This is a genomic window from Delftia sp. 60, assembly GCF_002754395.1.
Taxonomy (GTDB): Bacteria; Pseudomonadota; Gammaproteobacteria; order Burkholderiales; family Burkholderiaceae_C; genus Comamonas; species Comamonas acidovorans.
The window spans coordinates 944,997-969,945 of record NZ_PEFD01000001.1; the positions used below are offsets into that span (position 1 = coordinate 944,997).

Annotated in this window: 19 protein-coding genes and 1 pseudogene; 7 read left to right on the forward strand and 13 right to left on the reverse strand. The window is 67.9% G+C overall.

The genetic code is table 11. The annotated features are described in order from the left end of the window. Positions 1–103: 103 nt before the first annotated feature. From CLV01_RS04305 to def, 5 genes and pseudogenes are all read right to left on the reverse strand, one after another. Positions 104–438 (reverse strand): annotated as a pseudogene (locus tag CLV01_RS04305) (AzlD domain-containing protein). Further along, the gene (locus tag CLV01_RS04310; protein ID WP_088165778.1) at positions 438–1,301 is read right to left on the reverse strand and encodes an AzlC family ABC transporter permease; all 864 of its coding nucleotides are present in this window, start codon (positions 1,299–1,301) and stop codon (positions 438–440) included. The pseudogene CLV01_RS04305 and the gene CLV01_RS04310 overlap by 1 nt, the downstream one beginning before the upstream one ends. Beyond that, complete coding sequence (fmt, locus tag CLV01_RS04315; protein ID WP_065347710.1) at positions 1,298–2,281, reverse strand: methionyl-tRNA formyltransferase; 984 nt, start codon at positions 2,279–2,281, stop codon at positions 1,298–1,300. The genes CLV01_RS04310 and fmt overlap by 4 nt, the downstream gene beginning before the upstream one ends. Positions 2,282–2,316: 35 nt before the next feature. After that, positions 2,317–2,856, reverse strand: a complete 540-nt coding sequence (locus CLV01_RS04320) for a hypothetical protein (RefSeq protein ID WP_063327534.1) — start codon at positions 2,854–2,856, stop codon at positions 2,317–2,319. Further along, positions 2,853–3,365, reverse strand: coding sequence for a peptide deformylase (gene def, locus CLV01_RS04325; RefSeq protein WP_012202765.1), 513 nt, complete (start codon positions 3,363–3,365; stop codon positions 2,853–2,855). The genes CLV01_RS04320 and def overlap by 4 nt, the downstream gene beginning before the upstream one ends. A 199-nt stretch (positions 3,366–3,564) precedes the next feature. On the opposite strand from def, the gene CLV01_RS04330 reads away from it, so the two are divergent. Both CLV01_RS04330 and dprA read left to right on the forward strand, forming a co-directional pair. Then, positions 3,565–4,770 carry a LysM peptidoglycan-binding domain-containing protein gene (locus CLV01_RS04330; RefSeq protein WP_012202766.1) on the forward strand — a complete coding sequence of 402 codons (1,206 nt, stop codon included), beginning with the start codon at positions 3,565–3,567 and terminating at the stop codon, positions 4,768–4,770. Between the two features lie 25 nt (positions 4,771–4,795). Continuing rightward, positions 4,796–6,013 carry a DNA-processing protein DprA gene (gene dprA, locus CLV01_RS04335; protein WP_099734907.1) on the forward strand — a complete coding sequence of 406 codons (1,218 nt, stop codon included), beginning with the start codon at positions 4,796–4,798 and terminating at the stop codon, positions 6,011–6,013. A gap of 73 nt (positions 6,014–6,086) precedes the next feature. Here the strand turns inward: dprA and CLV01_RS04340 are convergent, their stop codons facing one another. The 5 genes from CLV01_RS04340 to CLV01_RS04360 form a co-directional block, all read right to left on the reverse strand. After that, positions 6,087–8,480 carry a DUF1631 family protein gene (locus CLV01_RS04340; protein ID WP_099734906.1) on the reverse strand — a complete coding sequence of 798 codons (2,394 nt, stop codon included), beginning with the start codon at positions 8,478–8,480 and terminating at the stop codon, positions 6,087–6,089. A gap of 39 nt (positions 8,481–8,519) precedes the next feature. Then, the gene (secF, locus tag CLV01_RS04345) at positions 8,520–9,470 is read right to left on the reverse strand and encodes a protein translocase subunit SecF (RefSeq protein ID WP_012202769.1); all 951 of its coding nucleotides are present in this window, start codon (positions 9,468–9,470) and stop codon (positions 8,520–8,522) included. 13 nt (positions 9,471–9,483) lie between these two features. Next, positions 9,484–11,406 (reverse strand): protein translocase subunit SecD, encoded by a 1,923-nt coding sequence (gene secD / locus CLV01_RS04350; RefSeq protein ID WP_043825337.1) that lies wholly within the window; start codon positions 11,404–11,406, stop codon positions 9,484–9,486. A gap of 91 nt (positions 11,407–11,497) precedes the next feature. Next, a complete protein-coding gene (gene yajC, locus CLV01_RS04355; RefSeq protein ID WP_012202771.1) occupies positions 11,498–11,833 on the reverse strand; it encodes a preprotein translocase subunit YajC in 336 nt (111 codons plus the stop codon). Positions 11,834–12,164: 331 nt separating this feature from the next. After that, the gene (locus CLV01_RS04360) at positions 12,165–15,746 is read right to left on the reverse strand and encodes an indolepyruvate ferredoxin oxidoreductase family protein (protein ID WP_063327529.1); all 3,582 of its coding nucleotides are present in this window, start codon (positions 15,744–15,746) and stop codon (positions 12,165–12,167) included. Positions 15,747–15,934: 188 nt separating this feature from the next. On the opposite strand from CLV01_RS04360, the gene CLV01_RS04365 reads away from it, so the two are divergent. Both CLV01_RS04365 and CLV01_RS04370 read left to right on the forward strand, forming a co-directional pair. Further along, positions 15,935–16,438 carry an Lrp/AsnC family transcriptional regulator gene (locus CLV01_RS04365; RefSeq protein ID WP_012202773.1) on the forward strand — a complete coding sequence of 168 codons (504 nt, stop codon included), beginning with the start codon at positions 15,935–15,937 and terminating at the stop codon, positions 16,436–16,438. 160 nt (positions 16,439–16,598) lie between these two features. Then, the gene (locus tag CLV01_RS04370; RefSeq protein ID WP_043796510.1) at positions 16,599–18,359 is read left to right on the forward strand and encodes an MFS transporter; all 1,761 of its coding nucleotides are present in this window, start codon (positions 16,599–16,601) and stop codon (positions 18,357–18,359) included. A 221-nt stretch (positions 18,360–18,580) separates the two neighbouring features. Here CLV01_RS04370 and mltA read toward each other — a convergent pair whose 3' ends face one another. Next, entirely contained in the window at positions 18,581–19,765 is a 1,185-nt protein-coding gene (gene mltA / locus CLV01_RS04375) for a murein transglycosylase A (RefSeq protein ID WP_034389752.1), read from the reverse strand. On the opposite strand from mltA, the gene CLV01_RS29045 reads away from it, so the two are divergent. From CLV01_RS29045 to CLV01_RS04385, 3 genes are all read left to right on the forward strand, one after another. Then, positions 19,764–19,934, forward strand: coding sequence for a hypothetical protein (locus tag CLV01_RS29045; protein ID WP_016449371.1), 171 nt, complete (start codon positions 19,764–19,766; stop codon positions 19,932–19,934). The two genes, mltA and CLV01_RS29045, sit on opposite strands and share 2 nt — an antisense overlap. Before the next feature lie 146 nt (positions 19,935–20,080). Beyond that, positions 20,081–20,806 carry an OmpA family protein gene (locus CLV01_RS04380; RefSeq protein ID WP_034389754.1) on the forward strand — a complete coding sequence of 242 codons (726 nt, stop codon included), beginning with the start codon at positions 20,081–20,083 and terminating at the stop codon, positions 20,804–20,806. Positions 20,807–20,911: 105 nt separating this feature from the next. After that, positions 20,912–22,186 (forward strand): amino acid deaminase, encoded by a 1,275-nt coding sequence (locus tag CLV01_RS04385; RefSeq protein ID WP_099734905.1) that lies wholly within the window; start codon positions 20,912–20,914, stop codon positions 22,184–22,186. Between the two features lie 5 nt (positions 22,187–22,191). On the opposite strand, the gene CLV01_RS04390 is transcribed toward CLV01_RS04385, so the two are convergent. Together CLV01_RS04390 and CLV01_RS04395 are read right to left on the reverse strand one after the other, a co-directional pair. Then, positions 22,192–22,821 (reverse strand): response regulator transcription factor, encoded by a 630-nt coding sequence (locus tag CLV01_RS04390; RefSeq protein ID WP_012202778.1) that lies wholly within the window; start codon positions 22,819–22,821, stop codon positions 22,192–22,194. Between the two features lie 16 nt (positions 22,822–22,837). After that, complete coding sequence (locus CLV01_RS04395; protein ID WP_013804603.1) at positions 22,838–24,925, reverse strand: two-component system sensor histidine kinase NtrB; 2,088 nt, start codon at positions 24,923–24,925, stop codon at positions 22,838–22,840. Positions 24,926–24,949: the final 24 nt, after the last annotated feature.

The window sequence follows — 24,949 nt, forward strand, 5'->3', positions numbered from 1 at the left end:
GCCCGCCCCGGCAGCGGGCGGGCGCACCGGCGATCCGGGGCATCGGGAGCCGCCTGTAATCCGGTTTCAGCCGGGGAGCCGGGCGCTCTCGGCCACGCTGCGCCTACCAGCCCAGGCCGATATGCAGTGGCAGATAGACCGCCATGCCAAGCGCGATCGTGCCCATGATGCTGCGCTTGTAAAAAAATACATGACCGCGCAAGCCAGGGCCGGCAGGCGCGCATCGACCACGGTGGAGATCAGCCGGCCGTTGGTCATCACGATCTCGGGCGCAATCACGGCCGCCAGGGCCGCCAGCGGCGCGTACTTGAGGCCGCGCTTGAGCCATTGCGGCAAGGGCACCTCGCGCTCGGGAATCAGGAAGAAGGCGCGTGTGAACAGCGTGATGGCCGCCAGGCCCACGCAGGCCAGCCAGGGCCACAGCCAGGACAGATCCATCAGAGCGTTTCCTTTTCCTTGGTTTCCACGGGCCGGGCGTCTTCGTCCAGCGGCAGCCGGGCATGGCGCTCGCCATGGGCTGTATCGGGCGGGAGAATCACCGGGCCCGGCTCCCCTTTTTCAGGCGCCTGCAGGGCGCGCAGGCGCTGCTGCAGCGTTTCTGCCAGCAGGCCTGCGGCCACAGCTGCAGCGATGGCCACGAGGATATTGAGCTTGAGCGGCAGCGCAAAGGCCGCCACGGCCGCGCTGGCCGCAACCACGCCTGCCACCCAGGTGGCACGGTCGTTGAGCATGGACAGCAGCACGCCCATCAGGGCCAGCACGCCCGCAAAGCCCAGGCCCCAGGACAGGGGCACCTGGTCGGCCAGCAGGATGCCCAGCGTGGACGGGATCTGCCAGGCCAGCCAGTTGGTCGAGGCGGCACCCCAGAAATAGGGCAGCTGCTCGGGCTGGGGCCGGGCATCGGGGTAGCGCTTCATGAAGCCCACGAAGATCACGTCGCCGCTGAAATAGGCGATGGCCAGGCGGTGGCGCAGGCGCAGGTGGGCAAAGTAGCTGCGCCACATGCTGCTGAGGATGACGAAGCGCAGGTTCACGCAGATGGCCGTGAACCAGACCACCCACATGGGCGCGCCCACGGCCATCAGCGGCAGCACGGCCAGCTGGGCACTGCCGGCATAGACCAGAAGGCCCATGAACAGCGCCAGGGGCAGGGACATGCCGCTCTTGATCATGGCCACGCCCGTGACCAGGCCCCAGGCGCCTATGCCCAGCGCCGTGCCCGACATGTCGCGCACGCCGGTCATGAAGGCGGGATCGCGCGCAATGCCGCGTGCGCGCTCCACCAGGGGCTGCAGGTTCATGGCGTGCCGCCGCTGGCAGCACCGTCCAGAACGGCTCCTTCAGGCAGATCGAAGCCGCGCAGGAAATCGCCCGCCGCCAGCCGCTTGCCGCCCGCGCGCTGCAGCAGCGTCATGCACAGCACGCCATGGCCGCAGGCCACGCGCACGCCGTCGGCGCCTGCGGACAGCACCGTGCCGGGGGCTGCCGTCGCCACGGCGATGGCGGGGTCGGCGTGAGCCTCCCAGACCTTGATGGCTTCATCGCCGTACTGCGTGGCGCCGCCCGGGAAGGGGTTGAAGGCGCGCAGGCGCCGGGCAATGGCCTCGGCATCCTGGTGCCAGTCGATCTGGCTTTCGGCCTTTTCGATCTTGTGCGCGTAGTTCACGCCCTCGGCGGGCTGGGGCGTGCGCGGCAGGCCGCCGCAGGCGCTCATCTCCAGCGCCTCGACGATGAGGCGCCCGCCCAGGTCGGCCAGCTTGTCGTGCAGGCTGGCCGTGGTGTCGTCGGCGGTGATGGGCAGGCGCTCGATGAGGCACATGTCGCCCGTGTCCAGGCCCGCATCCATCTGCATGATGGTGACGCCGGTCTCGGCATCGCCGGCCTCGATGGCGCGGTGGATGGGGGCGGCGCCGCGCCAGCGCGGCAGCAGGCTGGCGTGGATGTTCAGGCAGCCGCGCGGGGGCGTATCGAGCACCCACTGCGGCAGGATCAGCCCGTAGGCGGCCACGACCATGACATCGGCCTGGGCCGCTTCGATGGCGGCGCGGGCGGCGGCGGCCTCTTCGGGGTATTTGCCGTCCAGGCGCAGGCTGCGCGGCTGGGCCACGGCAATGCCGTGCTCCAGCGCGCACTGCTTGACGGGCGAGGCCTGCAGCTTCATGCCGCGCCCGGCGGGACGGTCGGGCTGGGTCAGCACCAGGGGGACGGTAAAGCCCGCGGCGAGCAGGCGTTCAAGGGCAACGCGCGCGAACTCGGGCGTGCCGGCAAAAATGACTCTCATGCAATCCAGTAGGGACAGTGGGACGGTGTGCCGGCTCAGCGACGGTCGTCGTCGTTGAACACTTCGTCGGTGAACATCACGCGGCGCACCACGCCGGCGGGGTCGATATGCACATGGGCCTGGCGGCGAATGCCATTTTCCAGAATACGGTAGGTCCAGATGTCGCCGTTGAAACTGTAGACCCTCTCGATCAGCGCAGGCGGGCCGAAGAGCTGACGCACGCTTTCCCGGGTGTCCTCGCCATTGCGCAGGGCGTGGAAGCGTTCGATGGTGAGCGCCTGCTCCACGCGCACCAGGCGCTGGCTGGCGTCGAAATCCATGTGGTAGACCTGCTGGCCCGCAGGCTGCCGGCTGTAGACCAGGCGCGTGCCGCCGCCGTCCAGTGGCAGGCTCAGGGTCGGGCGGCCCATGGAGCGCTCGATCTCGGAGCGCGGCGTGCCGGGCTTTTGCCACTCGGGCACGGCGCAGCCGGCAAGCAGCAGGGACAAGGCCAGGGCAAGCAGCGCCCAGGCAACGAGGCCCGCGCCGTCCATCTTCCAGCGCGGCATGAAGCGAAGCGCTGGCAGGTGGGTCATGCGCGTTCTGCCTGTTTCTGCTGCTTGAGCAGCTTGGTCTTGATGCGGTTGCGCTTGAGCGGCGACAGGTACTCGACGAAGACCTTGCCCATCAGGTGGTCCATCTCGTGCTGGATGCAGATGGCCTTGAAGCCTTCGGCCTCGATGATGCGTTCGTTGCCGTTCTCGTCCAGCGCCTTGACCTTGATGGCGGTGGAGCGCTCGACGCCGTCGTAGATGCCGGGCACCGACAGGCAGCCTTCTTCGCCCAGCTGCGTTTCCTCGCTGGCCCAGAGCAGCTCCGGGTTGATCAGCGCAAAGGGCTCGTCACGGCCTTCGGAGACATCGACCACGACCACGCGCTCATGCACGTTCACCTGGGTGGCTGCCAGGCCCACGCCCTGGGCGTCATACATGGTGGCGTACATATCCTGGACCAGCTGGCGAATGCGGTCATCGACCTTGGCAACCGGCTTGGCGACGGTGTGCAGGCGGGGGTCGGGATAGCAAAGAATGGGCAGAATGGACATGGCGTGGTCGGTGAATGTCGTTATTTTCGCCACTTTTCTGCCTGGGCGCAGCGGGACGACGCAATAAGCGTTGCCCTCTCATGGCCTTGCACGCAGAATCTTTGCTGATTTGTAAGACCTGTATGGCCGTTCATGACAAGATCGGTCGTGCCGCAGTGCCTAGGAGGGACGCTGCGTCAGCCACAAGAAGAGGAATTCCATGACTGCATTCGCCACAGCTCGTACCTGGACTGTCGCAACGGCCCTGATCGCTGCGTTCGCAGCGGCCCACGCGCAGCAGCTTCCGGTGACGGCATCGCAGCGCTCGGCCGCCCAGCAGGTGGCCCAGCAGGGCGTTCCCGTGGGCGAGCTGGCGCCCGATGCGCCCGACAGCTATACCGTCAAGCGCGGCGACACGCTGTGGGGCATCTCCGGCATGTACCTGCGCCGTCCCTGGCGCTGGCCCGAGCTGTGGGGCATGAACATGCAGGCCATCGCCAATCCCCACCTCATCTATCCGGGCCAGGTGCTGTACCTGGACAAGCGTGATGGCTATGCCCGCCTGAGCACGGCGCGTCCCATGGGCGACGGTGGCGAGCCCGGCGTGGTGCGCGTGTCTCCGAGCACGCGCAGCGAATCCCTGGCCCAGGCGGCCCTGCCCACGCTGCAGCCCCATCTGATCGAGCCCTTCCTGGCCGAGCCGCTGGTGGTCGATGCCGAAACGCTGCTGCGCGCACCCCGCCTCATCGCCACCACGGACGAGCGCGTGCTCATGGCCAGCGGTGACCGTGCCTATGCTCGCGGCACGGCCGAGGCGCCGCTGCGCAAGGGCGACGGCCTGCCGCGCCAGTACCGTGTCTTCCGCGATGCGGTGGCGCTCAAGGACCCCATCTCCGGTGAGGTGCTGGGCTACGAGGCCAAGTACCTGGGCCTGGCCGATCTCATCGAGGGCGAGACCTCGCTGGAGATCGTGGACAGCAAGGGCGAAAAGCACGAGCAGGCCTCTCCCGCCACGGTGGACCTGTCGCGCGCCAAGACCGAGATGCGTGCTGGCGACCGCCTGCTGCCCGCACCGGAACGAACCTACATGAACTATGCGCCGCATGCGCCGCAGGCTGCCGTGAAGGCCCATGTGGTGTCCCTGTACGGCGACCAGGCCGTGCGCTGGGCGGCCAACAACCAGGTCATTGCCATCAACAAGGGCACGCAGGACGGCATGGACGTGGGCACGGTGCTGGAGCTGATCCGCCGTGGCGTGCGCATCGTGGACAAGACGGGCGACAAGAAGGAAGAAGTGCAGCTGCCTGACGAACGCAATGGTTACGCCATGGTGTTCCGCACCTTCGACCGCGTCTCCTACGCGCTGATCCTGGAGGCACGGCGCGGCGTCGAGGTGGGCGACAGCCTGACCTCGCCGGCTCCCTGAGCCCTAGCGGCCTGCCGGCAACGCCATGGCGGCCGCCTTGCAGTCCACTGACCGGCTCGCTCCCGAGGAGCTGTCCGCCTGGCTTCGGCTGCTGCTGACGCCCGGCGTGGGCCGCACCACGGCGCGGCGCCTGCTGGCGGCCTGCGGTGGCGCGCAGAACATCTGGAGCGGCCCTCCAGCCGCCTGGCACGGCTTGGTGACGGCGGCACAGGCCCATTCGCTGCAGACCGTGCCCCAGCGCCTGGAGCAGCTTGTGGCGGCCACGGCGCAATGGCTGGACCAGCCCGCTTCCGGGCAGTTGCATGCCGTGCTTGCGCTGGGCCATCCCCAGTATCCGCAGTCGCTGCTGCAGACCGAAGATCCGCCGCTGCTGCTGCATGTGCAGGGCAGCGAGCGCTGCATGACAGGCTCTGGTCCCTGGTTCCCCTATCCACAGTCCCTGGCCATGGTCGGCAGCCGCGGGCCGACGGTCCAGGGCGCGGCCAATGCGCGCGCCATGGCGCAGGCGCTGGCCGAGGCCGGCCTGTGCATCGTCTCCGGACTGGCGCAGGGCGTGGATGGCGCCGCCCATGAGGGCGCACTGCGCGCGGTGCTGCGCACCGGCGCCCAGGCGGCGCCTGTCACCATTGCCGTCGTGGGCACGGGCCTGGACCAGGTCTATCCACGGCGCCACATCGGCCTGGCCCGCGAAGTGGCCAGCCATGGGCTGATCGTCAGCGAGTATCCGCTGGGCACCGGCCCCATGGCCGCGCACTTTCCGCAACGCAACCGCATCATTGCGGGCCTGTCCCAGGGCACGCTGGTGGTCGAGGCGGCCCTGCAATCGGGCTCGCTGATCACCGCAAGACTGGCCAGCGAACAGGGCCGCGAGGTCTTTGCCATCCCCGGCTCCATCCACGCGCCCCAGTCGCGCGGCTGCCATGCGCTGCTGCGCCAGGGCGCCAAGCTCGTGGAAACGGCGCAGGACGTGCTCGATGAGCTGCAGGGAACGGTCGTGCGCCTGCCGCTTTCCAAGCCCGTACCGGCAGCAGCGGCGGCAGCGGCAGCTGTTCAGTCCGCACAAGACCATGAGAACGACGCCACCCTGCGCGCCCTGGCCCACGACCCGTTGTCGTTGGACGAACTCATGGACCGCACCGGCATGGACGCCGCAGCCCTGCAGGCCCACCTGCTGGAGTTGGAACTGGACGGCCGCGTGGAGCGCCTGCCCGGCGGCCTGTTCCAGCGCCTGGCCCACGCCTGAGCTCAAAAACTGGCGCGTCCCCAAGCGGGAGATGCCGAGCAAGAGCCGCCTCGCGGTGGGGGCGCGTAGCGCCTCAGGGGGAGCTGAGCCTTTCAGGGTTCGCCTGAATCTTCTCCAGCGCATCGCGCGTCGCGCGCACGGTGAGCGCCTCTTCGTCATGCACGGACAGCAGGCCGGACTGCAGGTAGGAGGCCATGCGCCGCAGCTGCAGCAGGTGGCAGGTGCCATCGAGCGCGGCGAACAGGTGCAGCTGCTTGCGGCGGCTGCACCAGGTGTATTGCACCTGGATGCGCGCGCCGTTGTGGTCCAGCGTGAACCAGCGGCCCGGCTCCAGCGAGGTGGCCCACTCCAGCATCACCGGGTCCACGGGGGTGTTGGTGCTCGGGATGACGTTGAGCCCGGCCGTGTCCACGCCCAGGATCATCTCGATGTTCTCGGGCGACAGCGGCATGTCCTCGTCGAGCATGCCGTCTTCGCTGATGTACTGCTCCAGATGGGACAACCGCTGGGCCATGGCCTCGATACGGGCCGGTGCGATGGTCGCTGTCTTGGAGACGAAGGCTTCGGCCAGCGTGTCGGTGACCAGCTTGATGCGTGCGGACTGCCCCTCGCCCGTGACGCCGATCAGGGCCAGCCCTTCGCGCAGCGTCTGCAGCAGCGTCGGCAGCGTCTGGATCACGCGCGAGCGTTCCTGGCGCGTGGGCTTGGCGCTGGCGGCCCAGACCAGTTCGCTGGCAGCCTGCTTGAAGCGCATGGTGCGCGCGTCCTTGGCGCCGTGGCGCACGGCGGCCAGGGCCAGCACCTCGGTCCAGGTCTTGAACAGGAACTCGCGGATCTCCTCGCGCACCGGCATGTCGGTGAGCAGGTGGCGCAGCTCGATCGTGTACTGGATGGCCAGGGTTTCCTTTTGCTCCACCTGCTGGGCCACGCTGACGATCTTGGCCTTGTCCTGCGACTGGGTCAGGTAGCGCGCCAGGAAGTCCTCGAACTCGCGCAGCACCAGCACGAAGACCTTCTGGCCGGTCTCCGGGTACTGCTCGATGACCTGGACGATGCGCCGGATCTCCGACTCCAGCGCGCTGCCGCTGATGCTGGAGGCGTCGAACCCCATCACGCACGAACCCAGGCGGTCGATCAGCAGCCGGGCCGGGTGGCGCAGGTTGCTGAAGAACTCCGGCTCGGCCAGGGCCACGCGCAGCACGGGCACCTGCAGCCGGGCAAACCAGACGCGCACCGAGGGCGGGATGCGGTCCTCGGTCAGGATGGCCTGGAACATCAGGGCCACGATCTCGATGGTGGCCTTTTCACCCGAGGTGGTGGCCTTGCGCTTGAGCTCGGCCGAGCGCTCGCGCACCTGGCCCACCAACTGGCCGATGGCGGCCGGGCTGGCATCGATTTGCAGCGTGGTCAGTCCCCGGGCCAGCATCTGCTGGTACTGCGTCTGGGCCACGACGCGCTGCTCCAGCAGGGCCTGGGTCAGCGCGGCCGATGCGGGGGCCTGCTGCAGGCCACCGCCCACGCCGCCCACGCCGGGCACCAGGCCCGGCACGCCCACGCCCGGCTGCATGAGCAGGCGGCGCAGTTGGCCCACGACTTCATGGGCGCGGTGGCGTGCACGCGAAAGTGTTGTCAGGCCCACGGGCATCTGGCCCTGGGGCAGTGCTCCGTTGGGCGGATAGGAGGCGGCAGCGCCCGGCACGCCGCCCATCTGCGTGGGCGCATAGGCCGAGGAAGGCTGCGAGGTCGAGACAGGCGCCGTGGCCGGGCCCAGGCCCATGGCGCGCGTGGAGTGGCCGCCCTCGGTGCGCCGCACCCGCATGGCCACGTCCTGCGAACGGGTGACGCCCTGGCCGTCCAGCAGCTGGTGGGCCGCCTGGTATCCGGCCACCAGCAGCGGTGCCAGGGCTGTCTGCAGCAGATCGTTCACGCGCTGCAGATCGCCGCGCTGCAGGCCGCTGGCGAGCCATTGCTCGACCAGATGGCGGCACACGGACTCGCTGCGCAGAATGTCGTCGGATGGCAGTTCCTGGTTTTCGATGGCCTGCATGCGCAGGCGCAGCGTATCGAAGACGGGTGCCGTGGTTTCCCCCATGGCCAGCGCCATGCGGGAGGCCAGGATCTTGTTCTCCACCACATCGTCGCTGAGCAGCTCGAACTGCAGCGCCCCGCGCTGTGGCACGGAGGCCGGTGTGGCCCTGCCCGGCTGCAGTGCGCCCTGCAGGGCCTGCATGCAGGCATTCAGCCAGGCCGCCTGGTGCTGGCGGTAGCTGGACCAGGCCTCGCGACGCTCCTGCATTTCACGTGCGGTGCCCACGGCCTGGGCCTGTTGTTCCATCTGGGCCAGCAGCTGCTGGGCCACGCCGGGCAGGCCCTTGCACAGTCCACGCACCCAATGCAAACGCGCCTGCTGGCCCAGTGAAGACTGGGTGCCAGCAGGCGCGTTGGAAGGGGTGGGCAGGGAGGGCATGCCCGCGAGTGTAAGCCGGTCTGGAGCTAGAACATTCGCTTACACAGTGGCGCCGGCGTTGGGATCGTTGGGGTCCGTGGAAGCCTTGGGCGCCTTGATCAGATCCTCGCGCTTGACGCCCAGCCACATGGCGATGGCGGCGGCCACGAAGACCGAGGAATAGATGCCGAACAGGATGCCGATGGTCAGAGCCAGCGCGAAGTAATGCAGGCTGGGACCGCCGAAGAAGAACATGGACAGCACCATGGCCTCGGTGGAGGCGTGGGTGATGATGGTGCGGCTCATCGTGCTGGTGATGGCGTGGTCGATCACCTCGGTGGTGCTGAGCTTGCGGAACTTGCGGAAGGCTTCGCGGATACGGTCGAAGATCACGACCGACTCGTTGACCGAGTAGCCCAGCACGGCCAGCACGCCGGCCAGCACGGACAGCGAGAACTCCCACTGGAAGAACGCGAAGAAGCCCAGGATGATGACCACGTCGTGCAGGTTGGCGATCACGGCGGCCACGCCGAACTTCCATTCGAAGCGCATGGCCAGGTAGATCACGATGCCCAGCACCACGAAGCCCAGTGCCATCAGGCCGTTGTGCATGAGCTCGTCACCCACCTGCGGGCCCACGAACTCGGTGCGGCGCAGCGTGACTTCGGCGTCTTCCTTCTTGAGCGCCGTGAGCACCTGCTCGCTTTGCTGCGCGGAGGACACGTCCTTTTGCACGGGCAGGCGGATCATCACGTCGCGCGACGTGCCGAAGTTCTGCACCGTGACGTCGCTGTAGCCCAGCTTGGAGACGGTATCGCGCACCTTGGCGATGTCGGCGGTCTGGGTATAGGCCACCTCCATCACGGTGCCGCCCGTGAATTCCACGGACAGGTGCAGGCCGCGCGTGAGCAGGAAGAACACGGCCAGCGCGAAGGTGATGAAGGAGATCGCGTTGAGGACCAACGCGTACTTCATGAAGGGGATGTCTTTGCGGATGCGGAAGAACTCCATGGTCTTCCCCCTTTCAGTTGTTGGCGCCGGAATCGGCGACGCTGGAACCCTTGGCAGCCACGGAGCGCAGCTGGCTGGTGTCTTCCGGCTTCCAGACCTGGCCGATGGAGATGCTCTTGAGCTTCTTGCGGCGGCCGTACCAGAGGTTGACCAGACCGCGCGAGAAGAACACGGCCGAGAACATGCTGGTCAGGATGCCGATGCAGTGCACCACGGCGAAGCCGCGCACCGGGCCGGAGCCGAAGGCCAGCAGCGCCAGGCCCGCGATCAGCGTGGTCACGTTCGAGTCCAGGATGGTGTGCCATGCGTTCTCGTAGCCCGCATGGATGGCGGCCTGCGGCGAGACGCCGCCGCGCAGCTCCTCGCGAATGCGCTCGTTGATCAGCACGTTGGAGTCGATGGCCACGCCCAGCGCCAGCGCCATGGCGGCGATGCCGGGCAGGGTCAGCGTGGCCTGCAGCATGGACAGGATGGCCAGCAGCAGCAGCACGTTGACCGACAGGGCCACCGTGGAGATCACGCCGAACAGCATGTAGTACACGCACATGAAGGCCGCGATGGCCACCAGGCCCCAGACCACGGAGTGGATGCCGCGGTTGATGTTGTCGGCGCCCAGGCTGGGGCCGATGGTGTATTCCTCGATGATCTCCATGGGCGCGGCCAGCGAGCCGGCACGCAGCAGCAGGGCCGTGTCGTTGGCTTCCGCCGTGGTCATGCGGCCCGAGATCTGCACGCGTCCGCCACCGATCTCGGTGCGGATCACGGGAGCCGTCACGACCTCGCCCTTGCCCTTTTCGAACAGGATGATGGCCATGCGCTTGCCCACGTTCTCACGCGTGATGTCCTTGAAGATGCGCGCGCCCTTGGCATCGAGCACCAGGTTGACCGTGGGTTCCTGGGTCTGGCTGTCGAAGCCGGGCTGTGCGTCGGTGAGGTTCTCGCCGGTCAGCACGACCTGCTTTTGCACGATCACGGCCTGGGCGTTGCGGTCCAGGTAGCGCTCGGAGCCGAAGGGCACGGGACCCGAGCCCAGCTCGGCGCCGCGCGCCTCGGAGGATTCGTCGACCAGGCGCACTTCCAGCGTGGCCGTGCGGCCCAGGATGTCCTTGGCCTTGGCCGTGTCCTGCACGCCGGGCAGCTGGACGATGATGCGGTCCAGACCCTGCTGCTGGATCACGGGCTCGGCCACGCCCAGCTCGTTGATACGGTTGTGCAGGGTGACGATGTTCTGCTTGAGCGCCTGCTCCTGCACCTTGCGCAGGGCTTCGGGCTTGATGGAGGCCAGCAGCTTGAAGCCGGCGCCATCAGGCTCGGAGGTGGCCGCCAGATCGGGGAACTGGTCGGTGACCAGATTGCGTGCGGCCGTGAGCATGGCCTCGTCGCGCACGCGGATCTCGACGGTGTTGCCGTTGCGCGAGACGCCGCCGTGGCGGATGTTCTTGTCGCGCAGCGAGGTGCGCAGGTCGCCGGCAAAGGAGTCGGCCTTCTTGGTCAGGGCCGCAGCCATGTCCACCTGCAGCATGAAGTGCACGCCACCGCGAAGGTCCAGGCCCAGGTACATGGGCTTGGCGCCGACGGCCGTGAGCCATTGCGGCGAGCGCGACACCAGGTTCAGCGCCACGATGTAGGCCGGGTCGTTGGCATCGGGGATCAGGGCCTTCTGGATCACGTCCTTGGCCTTGAGCTGTTCGTCGGGCGTGTTGAAGCGCGCCCGCACCGAGGTGCCCTCGATGGTCAGCACATCGGGCTTGACATCGGCAGCCTTCAGGGCCTCCTCGACCCTGTGCAGCACCGCGTTGTCCACCTTGATGGTGGCCTTGGCCGAGGAGACCTGCACGGCAGGCGCCTCACCGAAAAAATTGGGCAGGGTGTAGAGCACCCCCACCAGCAGCGCGATCACGATGATCGCGTACTTCCAGACCGGATATCGGTTCATGATCGCGCTCTTCGCTCTTTGTAGACAGCAACGCACAAAAGGGTGTGCTGCCGCCTGCGCGGTCCGCACACCCGCAAGACAGGGACAGCGCTTACTTCAGCGTGTCCTTGGGCAGCACCTGTACGACGGCACTGCGCTGGATCTGGACTTCCACACCCGAGGCGATCTCGATGTGCAGGAATTGCTCGGACATGCGTGTCACGCGGCCGATGATGCCGCCGGACGTTGCCACTTCGTCGCCCTTGGCCAGCGCCTCGATCATGGAGCGGTGCTCCTTCTGGCGCTTCATCTGGGGGCGGATCATCACGAAGTACAGCACCACGAACATCAGTGCCAGCGGTGCCATGCCGTACAGCTGCGACATGAAGTCGCCACCGGAGGCTGCTGCTGCGGGTGCGGTCTGGGCAAAAGCGGAAGAAATAAACACGGGCAAGACTCCAGGATTGGAAGGTCGAAAAAGGGTCGCTGCGCACGCCGTATGCACGGGCCCGCGCAGGAGAACGGAGCATTGTATGCGTCAGCCCTGACCCACATGGGCTGCCAGGATCTGGCGGCTGCGGGTTTTTCGGCGACGATGGCTGCAACTGGCTGCCATCTGCCGTTTTTAAAGGGGTGGAGCGCGGTTTTTCGTGATTTTTGCGCCCGGCTTGACGGTCCATGGAACGGACCCTGACGGAACCGCGCCGCCCACACCTTGCGGTGCGGGCGGCGGCAGCGATCTTACAGGAGGCCCCTGGAGCGGGGCGGTCCGTGTGGTTTCAGGCGACGCCGACGGCGGGCTTGCCCGTGCTGCCCGCACCCCGTGACGGTGCGCTCCAGCGTGCCATCAGCGCCTTCCACTTGATGCGGGCCGCTGCCAGGTTGCGCTCCTTCACATGGCCGTAGCCGCGGATGTCCTCGGGAATGCTGGCGATCTCCACGGCCAGCGCCAGGCGCTCGGGCGTGAGTTCGGCCAGCAGGCCTTCGATGCACTGGCGGTATTCCTGGATCAGGGCGCGCTCGGTGCGGCGCTCCTGCGTGCGGCCGAAGGGGTCCAGCGCCGTGCCGCGCAGGCCCTTCATCTTCGCCAGCACTTCCATGGCCTTGCGCATCCAGGGACCGTAGGACTTCTTGACCAGATGGCCGTGCTCGTCCTTGCCGGCCGACGACGGCGGCGCCAGGTGGTGGACCACGCGGTAGTCGCCCTCGAACATGCCGGCGATGCGCTGGCTGAAGGCCGCATCGGTGTGCAGGCGCGCGACCTCGTACTCATCCTTGTAGGCCATGAGTTTGAACAGATAGCGGGCCACGGCCTCCGACAGGCGCGTGCCGGAGCCCGCCACGCCGCGCTCGGCGGCATGGATCTTGTCCACGAAGGCCTGGTACTCGGCTGCATAGGCGGCGTTCTGGTAGCCCGTGAGGAAGTCCACGCGCTTGGCCACCATCTCGGTCAGCGAGGGCTTCTTGACGAACTGGATCACCTGGGCCGTCTGGAACAGGGCGCGCACGGCGGCCAGGTCATGGGCGCAGCGGCGGCCCCACTCGAAGGCGGCCTTGTTGTTGTCGGCCTGCACGCCGTTGAGTTCGATGGCGCGCATCAGCGCCGCATGCGACAGCGGCACGCGGCCCTTTTGCCAGGCGTAGCCCAGGATCAGCGGGTTGGTGTAGATGCTGTCGCCCAGCAGCTGCACGGCCACCTGCTCGGCGTCGAAGCTGCCCAGCAGCTCGGGGCCCACGGCCTGGGCCAGGGCGCTGGCGCAGCGGTCGTCCGGCGCCTGCCAGTCAGGGTTGGTGACGAAGGCTGCCGTGGGCGAGCCGTGGCTGTTGAGCGCCACGAAGGTGCGGCCCGGCTGCATCACGGACATGGTGGTCGGCGTGGCTGTGACGATGGGGTCGCAGCCGATCACCAGGTCGGCCTTGGCCATGTCCACCTTGGTGGTGTAGATGGCCTCGGGACGGTTGGCGATCTGGATGTGGCTCCAGGTGGAGCCGCCCTTTTGCGCCAGGCCGGCCGCGTCCTGGGTGATCACGCCCTTGCCCTCCAGGTGGGCCGCCATGCCCAGCAGCGAGCCGATGGTGATCACGCCCGTGCCGCCGACGCCGGCCACGACGATGCCCCAGGCCTGCTCGGCCACCGGCAGCACGGGCTCCGGGATGGCGGGCAGCATGGACAGGTCGCCCTTCTTCTCCTTCTTGGGCTTCTTGAGCTGGCCGCCTTCGATGGTGACGAAGCTGGGGCAAAAGCCCTTCACGCAGGAGTAGTCCTTGTTGCAGGTGTTCTGGTTGATGCGGCGCTTGCGGCCGAACTCGGTCTCCACCGGCTCGACCGACAGGCAGTTGGACTGCACCGAGCAGTCGCCGCAGCCCTCGCAGACCAATTCATTGATGACCACGGTCTTGTCGGGCGTGGCCAGCGTGCCGCGTTTGCGGCGCCGGCGCTTTTCGGTGGCGCAGGTCTGGTCGTAGATGATGGCCGTGCAACCCTTGAGGGTGCGGAACTCGCGCTGGATGCGGTCCAGCTCGTCGCGGTGGTGCACGGTCACGCCCTCGGCCAGCGGCACGCCGTCGTACTTGGCGGGTTCGTCGGTGACGATGACCAGTTTGGCCACGCCCTCGGACTTGAGGCTGTTCATGATCTGCAGCACCGAGTGGCCCTCGGGCCGCTCGCCCACGCGCTGGCCGCCCGTCATGGCCACGGCGTCGTTGTACAGCAGCTTGTAGGTGATGTTCACGCCGGCCGCGATGCTCTGGCGTATCGCCAGCAGGCCGCTGTGGAAGTAGGTGCCGTCGCCCAGGTTGGCGAAGACATGCGCGTCCTTGGTGAAGGGCGCCTGGCCCACCCAGGTCACGCCCTCGCCACCCATCTGCGTGAAGGTGCTGGTGGAGCGGTCCATCCACACCGTCATGTAGTGGCAGCCGATGCCGGCCACGGCGCGGCTGCCCTCGGGCACGCGGGTGCTGGTGTTGTGCGGGCAGCCGCTGCAAAACCATGGCACGCGGTCGCCCGTGGGCTGGCTCTGGGCGGCCTTGAGCGCGGCCTCGCGGGCGTCCAGCACGGCAATGCGCTCGTGCATGCGCTGGGCGATGTGTTCGGGCACGCCGATCTTGGTCAGGCGCTGGACGATGGCGCGCGCGATGAGGGCCGGCGTCAGGTCCGCATTGGGGCGCAGCAGCCAGTCCTGGCTGGGATTGGGCACCGACCATTCGCCGCCGTGCTCATCGCTGAACTTGCCGACCACGTTGGGCCGCACGTCGGAGCGCCAGTTGTACAGCTCTTCCTTGATCTGGTATTCGATGACCTGGCGCTTTTCCTCCACCACCAGGATCTCCTGCAGGCCGCGCGCGAAGTCGCGCGTGATGGTGGCCTCCAGCGGCCAGACCACGTTGACCTTGTGCACGCGTATGCCCAGCTGGCGGCAGGTGTCGTCGTCCAGGCCCAGGTCGGCCAGGGCCTGGCGCATGTCGTTGTAGGCCTTGCCGCTGGCGATCAGGCCGAAGCGGTCGTTGGGACCGTCGATCACGTTGTGGTTGAGCCGGTTGGCGCGCACATAGGCCAGGGCCGCATACCACTTGTAGTTCATCAGCCGCTGCTCCTGCTCCAGCGGCGCATCGGGCCAGCGGATGTGCAGGCCGCCGGGCGGCATCTGGAAGTCCTCGGGCAGGATGATGTTCACGCGGTCCGGCTCCACCGACACGCTGGCCGAGGACTCCACCACCTCCTGGATGGTCTTCATGCCCGACCACAGGCCGGAGAAGCGGCTCATGGCAAAGGCGTGCAGCCCCATGTCCAGGATGTCCTGCACATTGCTGGGAAAGAACACCGGCGTGCCGCAGGCCTTGAAGATGTGGTCGCTCTGGTGGGCGGCCGTGCTGCTCTTGCTGATGTGGTCGTCACCGGCCAGCGCGATCACGCCGCCGTGCCTGGCCGTGCCCGCCATGTTGGCGTGCTTGAACACGTCGGAGCAGCGGTCCACGCCCGGGCCCTTGCCGTACCACAGGCCGAAGACGCCGTCGAACTTCTTGGTCTCGGGATAGAGATCCAGCTGCTGCGTGCCCCAGACGGCCGTGGCGCCCAGCTCTTCATTGACGCCGGGCTGGAAGACGATGTTGTTGGATTCGAGGTGCTTTTTCGCGGCCCATAGCGCCTGGTCATAGCCGCCCAGCGGGGAGCCCCGGTAGCCGCTGATGAAGCCTGCGGTGTTCAGGCCCGCTGCAGCGTCGCGCTGGCGCTGCAGCATGGGCAGGCGCACAAGGGCCTGTACTCCGCTCATGAACGCACGGCCGTGCTGCAGAGCGTATTTGTCGTCGAGAGTGACCGTCTCCAGGGCGCGGCGCACGTCTTCGGGCAGTGGGGCATTCATGGCTTGTCTCCATCGATGGTCGGCGCCCTGTCATGTCCTGCCCGGAACGGGAAAGAGGCATGCACGGCACTCGTTGTCTGAACCAAATCGCCTTTTTTCAGTGTATTCGTGCTCGTCTGATAGGTCTTTGCTTTCTTTGCGCTGTTTCAAGTATTCTTGGCAAGAATCTTTCTTGAAAACGGTGTTTTGTGCAAACTTTGGACAAATTCGATATTGCCATCCTCGGCCACCTGCAGGCCGACGCACGCCTGACCAATGCCGAGCTGGCCCAGCGCGTGGGCCTGTCGGCCGCGCCCTGCTGGCGCCGTGTGCGGGCGCTGGAGGAGGCGGGCTTCATCCGCGGCTACCACGCCGACATCGACCGCCACAAGATCGGCCTGGGCGTGCTGGCCTTCGTGCGGCTCGATGCCGTGCGCACGGCCGGCACGCTGACGCTGGAGATGGAGGACGCCATCCGCAAGCTGCCCGAGGTCGTGACCTGCCACTACATCAGCGGCACCGGCACCTTCGAGCTGCAGGTGGTGGCGCGCGACCTGGACAGCTTTGCGCAGTTCGCGCGCAACACGCTGCTGAACCTGCCCAATGTGAAGGACATGCAGACCAGTTTCTCGCTGGGCGAGATCAAGTCCAGCCATGCGCTGCCCCTGTCCCAGCTGGGGCCCATGGCGGGCAAGGGCCTGCCGGACCAGTAGCCGCAGGCCGGCGTACTGGCCTGTGAAGGTCGCGCCGAAGCGACAGTGTGCTCCTGCAAAAGGAGCAAAAAACGCCTGCCGTGCAAGGCGGTGATCGTGGTTCTTAGTGCAACAACCATTTCTGGCGCCACCCCACGTTTGGGCCGAGAATCAGGGGCACATGGCCGCAGAACAAACAACACCAGTCCCCGCCCAGCCGCCTGCCTCTGAATCCGAGCCTTCCACCCAGCCTCCGGCCGAGCCTTCGGGCATGGGGGCGCCGGGCACCCTGATCGAAGACCCGTCAGGCATGACGGCCGCCGACAAGGCGGCTGCCGAGGCCGAAGGCCAGAAGGCGGCCCAGGCCCAGCAGGGCGTCTGGGCGCCGCTGTCCGGCCCCACCTTCCGCATGCTGTGGCTGATCTGGATGGCGGCCAACACCTGCATGTGGATGAACGATGTGGCGGCGGCCTGGCTCATGACCTCGCTGACCACCTCGCCCGTGCTCGTGGCCCTGGTGCAATCGGCCTCCACGCTGCCCGTCTTCCTGCTGGGCCTGCCCAGCGGCGCGCTGGCCGACATCCTGGACCGGCGCCGCTACTTCATCGTCACCCAGTTCTGGGTGGCGGCCGTGGCCCTGGTGCTGTGCCTGTTCGTGCTGTCCGGCCAGATGACGGCGCACTGGCTGCTGGTGCTGACCTTTGCCAACGGCATCGGCCTGGCCATGCGCTGGCCCGTGTTCTCGGCGCTGATCCCCGAACTCGTGCCCAAGCACCACCTGCCTTCGGCCATGGCGCTCAATGCCGTGGCCATGAACGCATCGCGCATCATCGGCCCGCTGGTGGCCGGCGCCATCATCGCCAGCCTGGGCAGCGCATGGGTGTTCGTGCTGAACGCCGTGCTGTCCATCCTCTCGGGCATCGTGCTGATCCGCTGGAAGCGCCGCCATGTGGCCAACCCGCTGGGCCGCGAGCGCCTGCCCTCGGCCATGCGCGTGGGCCTGCAGTTCGTGCGCGAGTCGCCCCGCATGCATGCGGTGCTGGCGCGCACGGTGTGTTTCTTCCTGCAGTGCACGGCGGTGATGGCCTTGCTGCCCCTGGTGGCCCAGCGCCTGCACGGCCCCACCGAGGGCGGGGGCGGCGCCGAGACCTTCACGCTGCTGCTGGCCTCCATGGGTGCGGGCGCCATCGTGGGCGCCATGTTCCTGCCGCGCCTGCGCCAGGCCATGTCCAAGGAAAGCCTGATCCGGTCGGGCTCTGCCGTGCATGCGCTGGCCACGCTGGCCGTGGCCCTGTCGCCCAATGTCTACATGGCCGTGCCGGCCATGATGCTGGCCGGCATGGCGCTGATCTCCACCGCCAACGTGCTGGGCGTCTCGGCCCAGATGGCCTTGCCCAACTGGGTGCGGGCGCGCGGCATGTCCATCTACCAGATGTCCATCATGGGCGGTACGGCGACAGGCGCCGCGCTCTGGGGACAGGTGGCCAGCATGGTGGGCGTGCGGGGCAGCCTCATGGTGGCCGCCGCCAGCGGCGTGGTCTGCATGCTGCTGGTCCAGCGCCTGGTGCGCGACCGCCAGATCGAGGAGGATTTGAGTCCCTCCAAGGCCTTCCAGCGCCCCGAGGTCAACATCCCCGAAGCCGGCCGCGTGGTCGTCACCATCGAGTACCAGATCGACCCCACCCAGGCCGAGGCCTTCCGCGCCCTCATGCAGGAAAGCCGCCGCAGCCGCATGCGCCAGGGCGCGCTGGGCTGGAGCCTGCTGCACAGCATGAGCCACCCCGAGCGCTACGTGGAGCAGATCATCGACGAGTCCTGGACCGAGCACCTGCGCCGCTTCGACCGCGTCACTGCCGCCGACGTGGCCCTGCGCGACCGCAAGCTGGCCTATCACAAGGGCAAGGAACCGCCGCGCGTCACGAGGTATTTTGATACCCCCTGAGGCGCTGCGCGCCTTCCCCCTGAGGGGGACGGCGCCCTCGGCTAGGCGCCCCCACCGCGAGGCGGCTCTTGCTCGGCGCCCCTGGCGTTGGGCCGCGCCAGAGCGAGGGACAGTGGATAGAGGTGTGTCTGCGCTGGTCTTGTGCCATGCGGGGCGAGCCTTGGCGCAAAGGATAAAACCGGCGCACCCCAAAGCGGGAAGCGGCGTAGCCGCTCAGGGGGTTACCTCAAGTGCGGTGCCTGGCTGGCAAGGCTCCGCGGCCAGAAGGCCCACAGGCGCAGGTTCTGCTTGATGCGGCCGGCCAGGTCGCCGGCTTCGGGACCCCAGCCCATGAAGTAGTCGGCACGCACGGCGCCGACGATGGCGCTGCCCGTGTCCTGGGCAAAGACCAGGCGGTTCAGGGCCACGGTGGGCCCGGATGTGGACAGCCAGACCGGCGTGCCGTAGGGAATGCTCTGCTTGTCCACGGCGATGGAGCGGCCTGGCGTCAGGGCCACGCCCTGGGCGCCCTTGGGGCCGAATTGCAGGTCCAGGCCTTCCAGCGGCTCCTCGCGGAAGAAGACATAGCGCGGGTTGCTCCACAGCATTTCATTGACGCGGCCGGGGTTGGCGGCCACCCAGGCGCTGATGCCGGGCCAGGTGGCGTCGCGCACCAGTCCCTGGTCCAGCAGCCAGCGGCCCACGCTCTTGTAGGGCTGGTCATTGGTGCCCGCAAAGGCGACGCGGATCGTGCGTTGCGCGCCTGTGGGCTCGGTGATGTTCAGGCGCCCCGAGCCCTGGATGTGCAGCACCATCGCATCGACGGGGTCGCGCAGCCAGGCGATGGCGCGGCCTGCCAGGGCCGCCTGGGCCTCGGGCATCGTCTCGATCTGCTGGCGCGAGAACCAGGGCTTGCGGCTGCCGAAGCCGGCGCCGGCCGGCGTCTTGTACAGCGGCACGTTGAAGCCGTCGCCCGGCAGGCGCCGTGCCTCGAACAGTGGCTCGTAGTAGGCGGTCAGCATGCCGTCTGGGCCACCGCCCAGCGCTTCGATGCGGTAGGGCTGCAGATTGGCCATGAGCCAAGCGCGCTGCTCGTCGCCCGTGGCAATGCTCAGCTGGCGCACGTCCCTGCACAGGCCCGCGAAGACCGAGCTGGGCCGTTCGCAGTTCTTGAGCCAGGCATTCCAGGCTTCGTGCAGCGCGTCTTCCTGCAGGCCGGGCAATTCGCTCCAGTCGGCTGCGATCCAGCGGCTCTTGGTGGGGGTGCTGGTGACCAGCGGGGGCCTGGGTGTCACGGTGACCGGGCCTCCCGGCTGCAGGTCGGGCACGGGCGAAGGGTCATAGACCGGCTTGGTGGTGGTCGTGCAGGCGACCAGCGTCCCTACAATCAGCGCCATCGCGGCATGGCGCAGGAGGTGGAAATTCATGGGGTTGATTTTGCTCGAAGCACTGCTGGCCTTGGTGATTCTGGTCGCTATTGTGTGGTGGACCATGTTCTCCGGGCGCCGCAAGGGCGAGTTGCCCGTGGACACGCCACGGGATTCGCATCCGTCTCCAGACAAACCCTCTCCCGGGCAGGATCGCAGCGGCCCGTGACGGACCCGAAAGCAGCCTCGCGGAGCGGGCGCCGTCCTACGGGTATGCCCTGCCCGCACTGATAGGCTGTGCTCAGCCTGCTTTCCACAATGGGGACCCTGGCGCTACCGCACGGTGCGTTCCCAAGATTCAAAAAGGAGTTTCCCATGCGCAAGCACATCGTTCTGGCCGCCGCAACGGCTGCCGCACTGTTCATCTCCGGCTGCGCGAACATGAGCGACACCCAGCGCCGCACGGCCACGGGCGCTGGCGTGGGCGCTGCAGCCGGCGCCGTGCTGGGCGCGGTCACCGGCGGCAGGGCCGGCACGGGCGCCGTGATCGGTGCCGGCGTGGGTGCACTGGGCACCTACATCTGGTCGCAGAACATGGAAAAGCAAAAGCGCGAGATGGAGCAGGCCACCCAGGGCACGGGCGTGAACGTGAGCCAGACGGCCGACAACCAGCTCAAGCTCGACATTCCCAGCGACATCTCGTTCGATACCAACCGTTCCGACATCAAGGGCAACTTCGCCCCCATCCTGGACCGCTTCGCCGAAGGCCTGCGCAACAACCCCAATGCCGAGGTGCGCATCATCGGCCACACCGACAGCACCGGCTCGGACGCCATCAACAACCCGCTGTCGCTGGACCGCGCCAACAGCACGCGCAACTACCTGACCATGCGCGGCGTCTCGGGCGCTCGCATCGCCACCGAAGGCCGTGGCTCGCACCAGCCCGTGGCTTCCAACGACTCGGCCAGCGGCCGCGCCATGAACCGCCGCGTGGAAATCTTCGTGGGCGAGATCCCGCAGCAACAGCAGCAGCCCCAGTATCAACAGCAGCCGCAATACCAGCAGCCGCAATACCAGCCCCAGTACCAGCAGCCCCGCTGATCCCGGCTCTGGCCCGGATGCAACGCCCCGCAACGCGGGGCGTTTTTGCGTGTGCGGCCACCTGCCTTGCCCTATGCTGGCACCCATCCATCAATGGGGAGCCGTATGAGTGAAGCAAGCACAGCAGGCATGGCCGACGTGGTCAGCCCGCTCGACAAGGGCCTGGGTGCGCTGTCGGCGCCCTGTGCGCCGCAGGACGCCGCAGCGCAGGGCTGGAACCTGCTGCGCGAGGATCTGGGCCTGCCGGCCGCCGTGCTCTCGCAGTCGCGCCTGGCGCACAACCTGGCCTGGATGCAGCGCTTTGTGGACGCCTACGGCGCCAAGCTCGCGCCCCACGGCAAGACGACCATGGCGCCCCGCCTGTTCCGCCAGCAGATCGATGCGGGCGCCTGGGGCATCACCTTGGCGACCGCCCAGCAGACACGCGTGGCCCATGCCCACGGCGTGCGCCGCGTGCTCATGGCCAACCAGCTGATCGGACGGCGCAATATGGCCGCCGTGGCCGAGCTGCTGGCCGATCCCGGTTTCGAGTTCTTCTGCCTGGTGGACTGCGCCGAGCAGGTCGAGCAACTGGCGGCCTTCTTTGGCGCGGCGGGCCAGTCCGTGCAGGTGCTGATCGAGCTGGGCCCGCCCGGCGGGCGCACGGGTGTGCGCTCCGATGCGCAGATGCAGCCGCTGCTGGACGCGCTGGCAAGGGCTGGCGCGGCCGTGCGGCTGGCCGGCATCGAGGTCTACGAGGGCGTGCTCAAGGAAGAGGACGCCATCCGCACCCTGCTGCGGCGTGCCGTTCTCTGGCTTGAGCGGCTCGCACGCGATGGACGATTGCAGCGCAGCCCGGCCGTGCTCACGGGAGCCGGCTCGGCCTGGTACGACGTGGTGGCCCAGGAATTCGGCAAGGCCGATATTGGGGGAGCGCTGGATCTGGTGCTGCGCCCCGGCTGCTATCTCACGCATGATGCGGGCATCTACCAGGCAGCGCAGCAGCGCATCGACCAGACCAACCCCGTGGCGCAGCAGATGCGTGCCAGCCTTCTGCCTGCGCTGCAGGTCTGGGCCTATGTGCAGTCACTGCCCGAGCCTGGCCGCGCCATCGTGGCGCTGGGCAAGCGCGATACCGCCTTCGAGGCCGTGCCGCCCAGGCCCGCGCTGCGCTACCGCCCCGGTGATGCCGCGCCGGTGGCCGCACCGCCCCATTGGGAGGTCACGGCCATGATGGACCAGCATGCTTTCCTGAAAGTGGCCGAGGACGATGGCCTGCGCGTCGGCGACATGCTGGCCTTCGATATCTCCCACCCCTGCCTGACCTTCGACAAATGGCGGCAGATGGCCGTCGTCAATGACCGCTATGACGTGGTCGACGTGATCGCCACGTATTTCTGAAGGAGTCAGCCGTGCGTGCGCAGCAGGTTGGCCAGTTCCACGGCCGACTTGACCTGCATCTTGTCGAAGACGCGCGCGCGGTGGACTTCGACGGTGCGCACGCTGATGTCCAGCTGGTCGGCGATGAGCTTGTTGGGAATGCCTTCCACCACCAGCCGCATCACGTCGCGCTCGCGCTCCGTCAGTTCGTTGAAGCGTGCACGCACGGCCTCGCGAGCGCGGGTCTCGGCCTGGTGCTGGGCTGACAGTTCCAGCGCCTGCTCGATGCGGTCCACGAGCGCGTTGTCCGAAAAGGGCTTCTCGCAGAAATCGAAGGCGCCGCGCTTGACCGTGTCCACGGCCGTGGGCACGTCGGCATGGCCGGTCAGGAAGATCACGGGCATGCCCGCGATCTGGTTGCGCTCCAGCATGAGGTTGAACAGCGCCAGCCCGCTCATGCCGCCCATGCGCATGTCCAGCAGCAGGCAGCAGGGATTGCGTGGCGGCGGGCGCGACTGCAGCATGGCGTCGAAGGCCTCTGCGCTGTCATAGCATTCGCTGAGCAGGCGGCGCGAGCGCAGCAGCCAGGCCAGCGCTTCGCGTACATCGGTGTCGTCATCGACGATGTAGACGGTGGCGTCGGGTACAGGTTCCATGGGCCTATTGTTCCATCTATGGTTCCACCTGTGCCGGGTTGTGGGTCGGCAGCGTGAAGGCGAAGACGGTTCCGCGCGGGCTGTGCGGGCTGTGCTGCAGGTGGCCGCCATGCTGTTCGACCACGGTGCGGCACAGGCTCAGGCCCAGGCCCATGCCCTCGTTGCGCGTGGTGAAGAAGGGCGTGAACAACTGCTCCGCCACATGCTTGGGGATGCCGCTGCCGCAGTCGATGACGGCGAATTCCACCCAGCTGCGGCGCGTGCTGGCGGCCGCGCGCCGCACGCGCAACTGCAGTTCGCGGTCCACGGTCTCGGGCGAGTCCATGGCCTGCATGCCGTTGCGCGCCAGGTTGAGCAGCACCTGCTCGATCATGGTCGGATCGCAGAGCACGGGCGACAGGCCGGGCTCGATATCGGTGGTCACGCGCACGCCCAGGTTGCGCGCCTGCAGGCTGACCAGCGGCAGCACGGCGTCTATGAGTTCGGCGGCACCTATGACTTCGCGTGACTGGTCGCGCCGCCGCACGAAGTCGCGCACGCTCTTGATCACGCGGCCTGCACGGTCGGCCTGGAAGCTGATGCGCTCCATGGCCATGCGCAAGTCCTGCAACTGCTGGCGCAGATGGGCTTCGTTGCCGGCGCTGCCTGCCGCACCGTCGTCGCTGCCCAGCATGTTCAGCGATCCTGTGGCGTAGCTGGAGATGGCCACCAGCGGCTGGGTGAGTTCATGGCTGAGCAGCGAAGCCATTTCGCCCACGGTGGCCAGGCGGGCCGTGGCCTGCAGGCGCTCCTGCGAGGCGCGCGAGATCTCTTCCATGCGCTTTTGCTCGCTGATGTCGATGAAGGCGCTCATCCAGCCCGTGTGCTGGCCCTGGGCGTTGATCAGCGGCGCCTCGAAGATCAGCACCGGAATGCGTGTGCCGTCCTTGCGCATGAAGATGCTTTCGTGGCCCTCGCGCGGCGGCGGTGCGTTGCCGGACAGGCGGTTGTCGCGCCGGCGCGCGTAGATTTCGGCGCGCTCGGGCGGCCAGTAGGGCGCGATGCTCAGGCCCAGCAGCTCCTCGGCCGTAAAGCCCACCATGTTGCAGAAGGCCGGATTCACATAGCTGATGCGGCCCTGCAGGTCGCGCGCGCGCAGGCCCGTGACCAGCGAGTCCTCCATGGCCTTGCGAAAGGCCAGCGCATCGCCCAGGTCGCGCTCGGCACGCAGGCGGCGGCGGTTGTCGCGCACCAGCACGGCGACCACGGAGACCAGGGCGATGGACATCAGCGTCACCAGGGCCGTGAGCACGTTGGGGAACACGCTGGGCGCGCGGTGCCAGCTGTCCATGCGCAGCACCAGGGTGCTGCCGGGCAGATCCAGCAGCTGCTGCGCCGTGAACATGCGCGTGCCGCGCCAGGAGGCGCCCAGCAGGGCCAGGCGCGTGCCGTCGGGCTCGGTGAAGGACACTTCCTGGGTGCGCGGCAGGTTCTTGCTGACCTGGGTAATCAGCAGGCTTTGCAGGCTGTAGGTGCCGATGACGAAGCCGATGATGTGGCCGCTTTGCGTCAGCGGCAGGCAGACCTCCATCATCTCCGTGCCCAGGCCCTCGGCCAGCAGCTGGAAGTAGCTGGGCGAGTAGGCGGGGCCGTTCAGGCGGCGCGCGTGCGTGCAGGTCAGCACGGCCTCGGGGTGGGTGTTGTTCGTGCGCAGCTGGTCTTCCCACTGCACATTGCGATAGGGGGTCTCGGCATGGGAGCGGATCTGCAGGCCCGCGTCGCGCCACTCGATGCGCATCAGTTCGCGGCGCACCTGCAGCAGCTCGGCGGCGCGGGTCTTCCATTCGGCGGGCTCGTTGTCGGGCGCGTTCAGCGCCTGCAGGTCCTGCAGGTTGCGGTTGAGCGCGGCGCGTATGTCGGCCACGGCATTGGCCGTGTCGCGCTCCAGCTTGTCCTGGACCTGGGAGGCCTCGTAGCGCCCGGCCAGCCAGACCATGGTGACGAGCATGCTCAGGACCAGGGCGACCAGCAGGCTCCACAGCGACCAGCGGCGCCAGGCCGTGCGCCAGCGGCGCCAGGGCCAGCGGCCTTCGGGCATGGGCGACATCGGTGACATGGCCGGCATGGGCGGCATTGGCGGGTGCGGTGG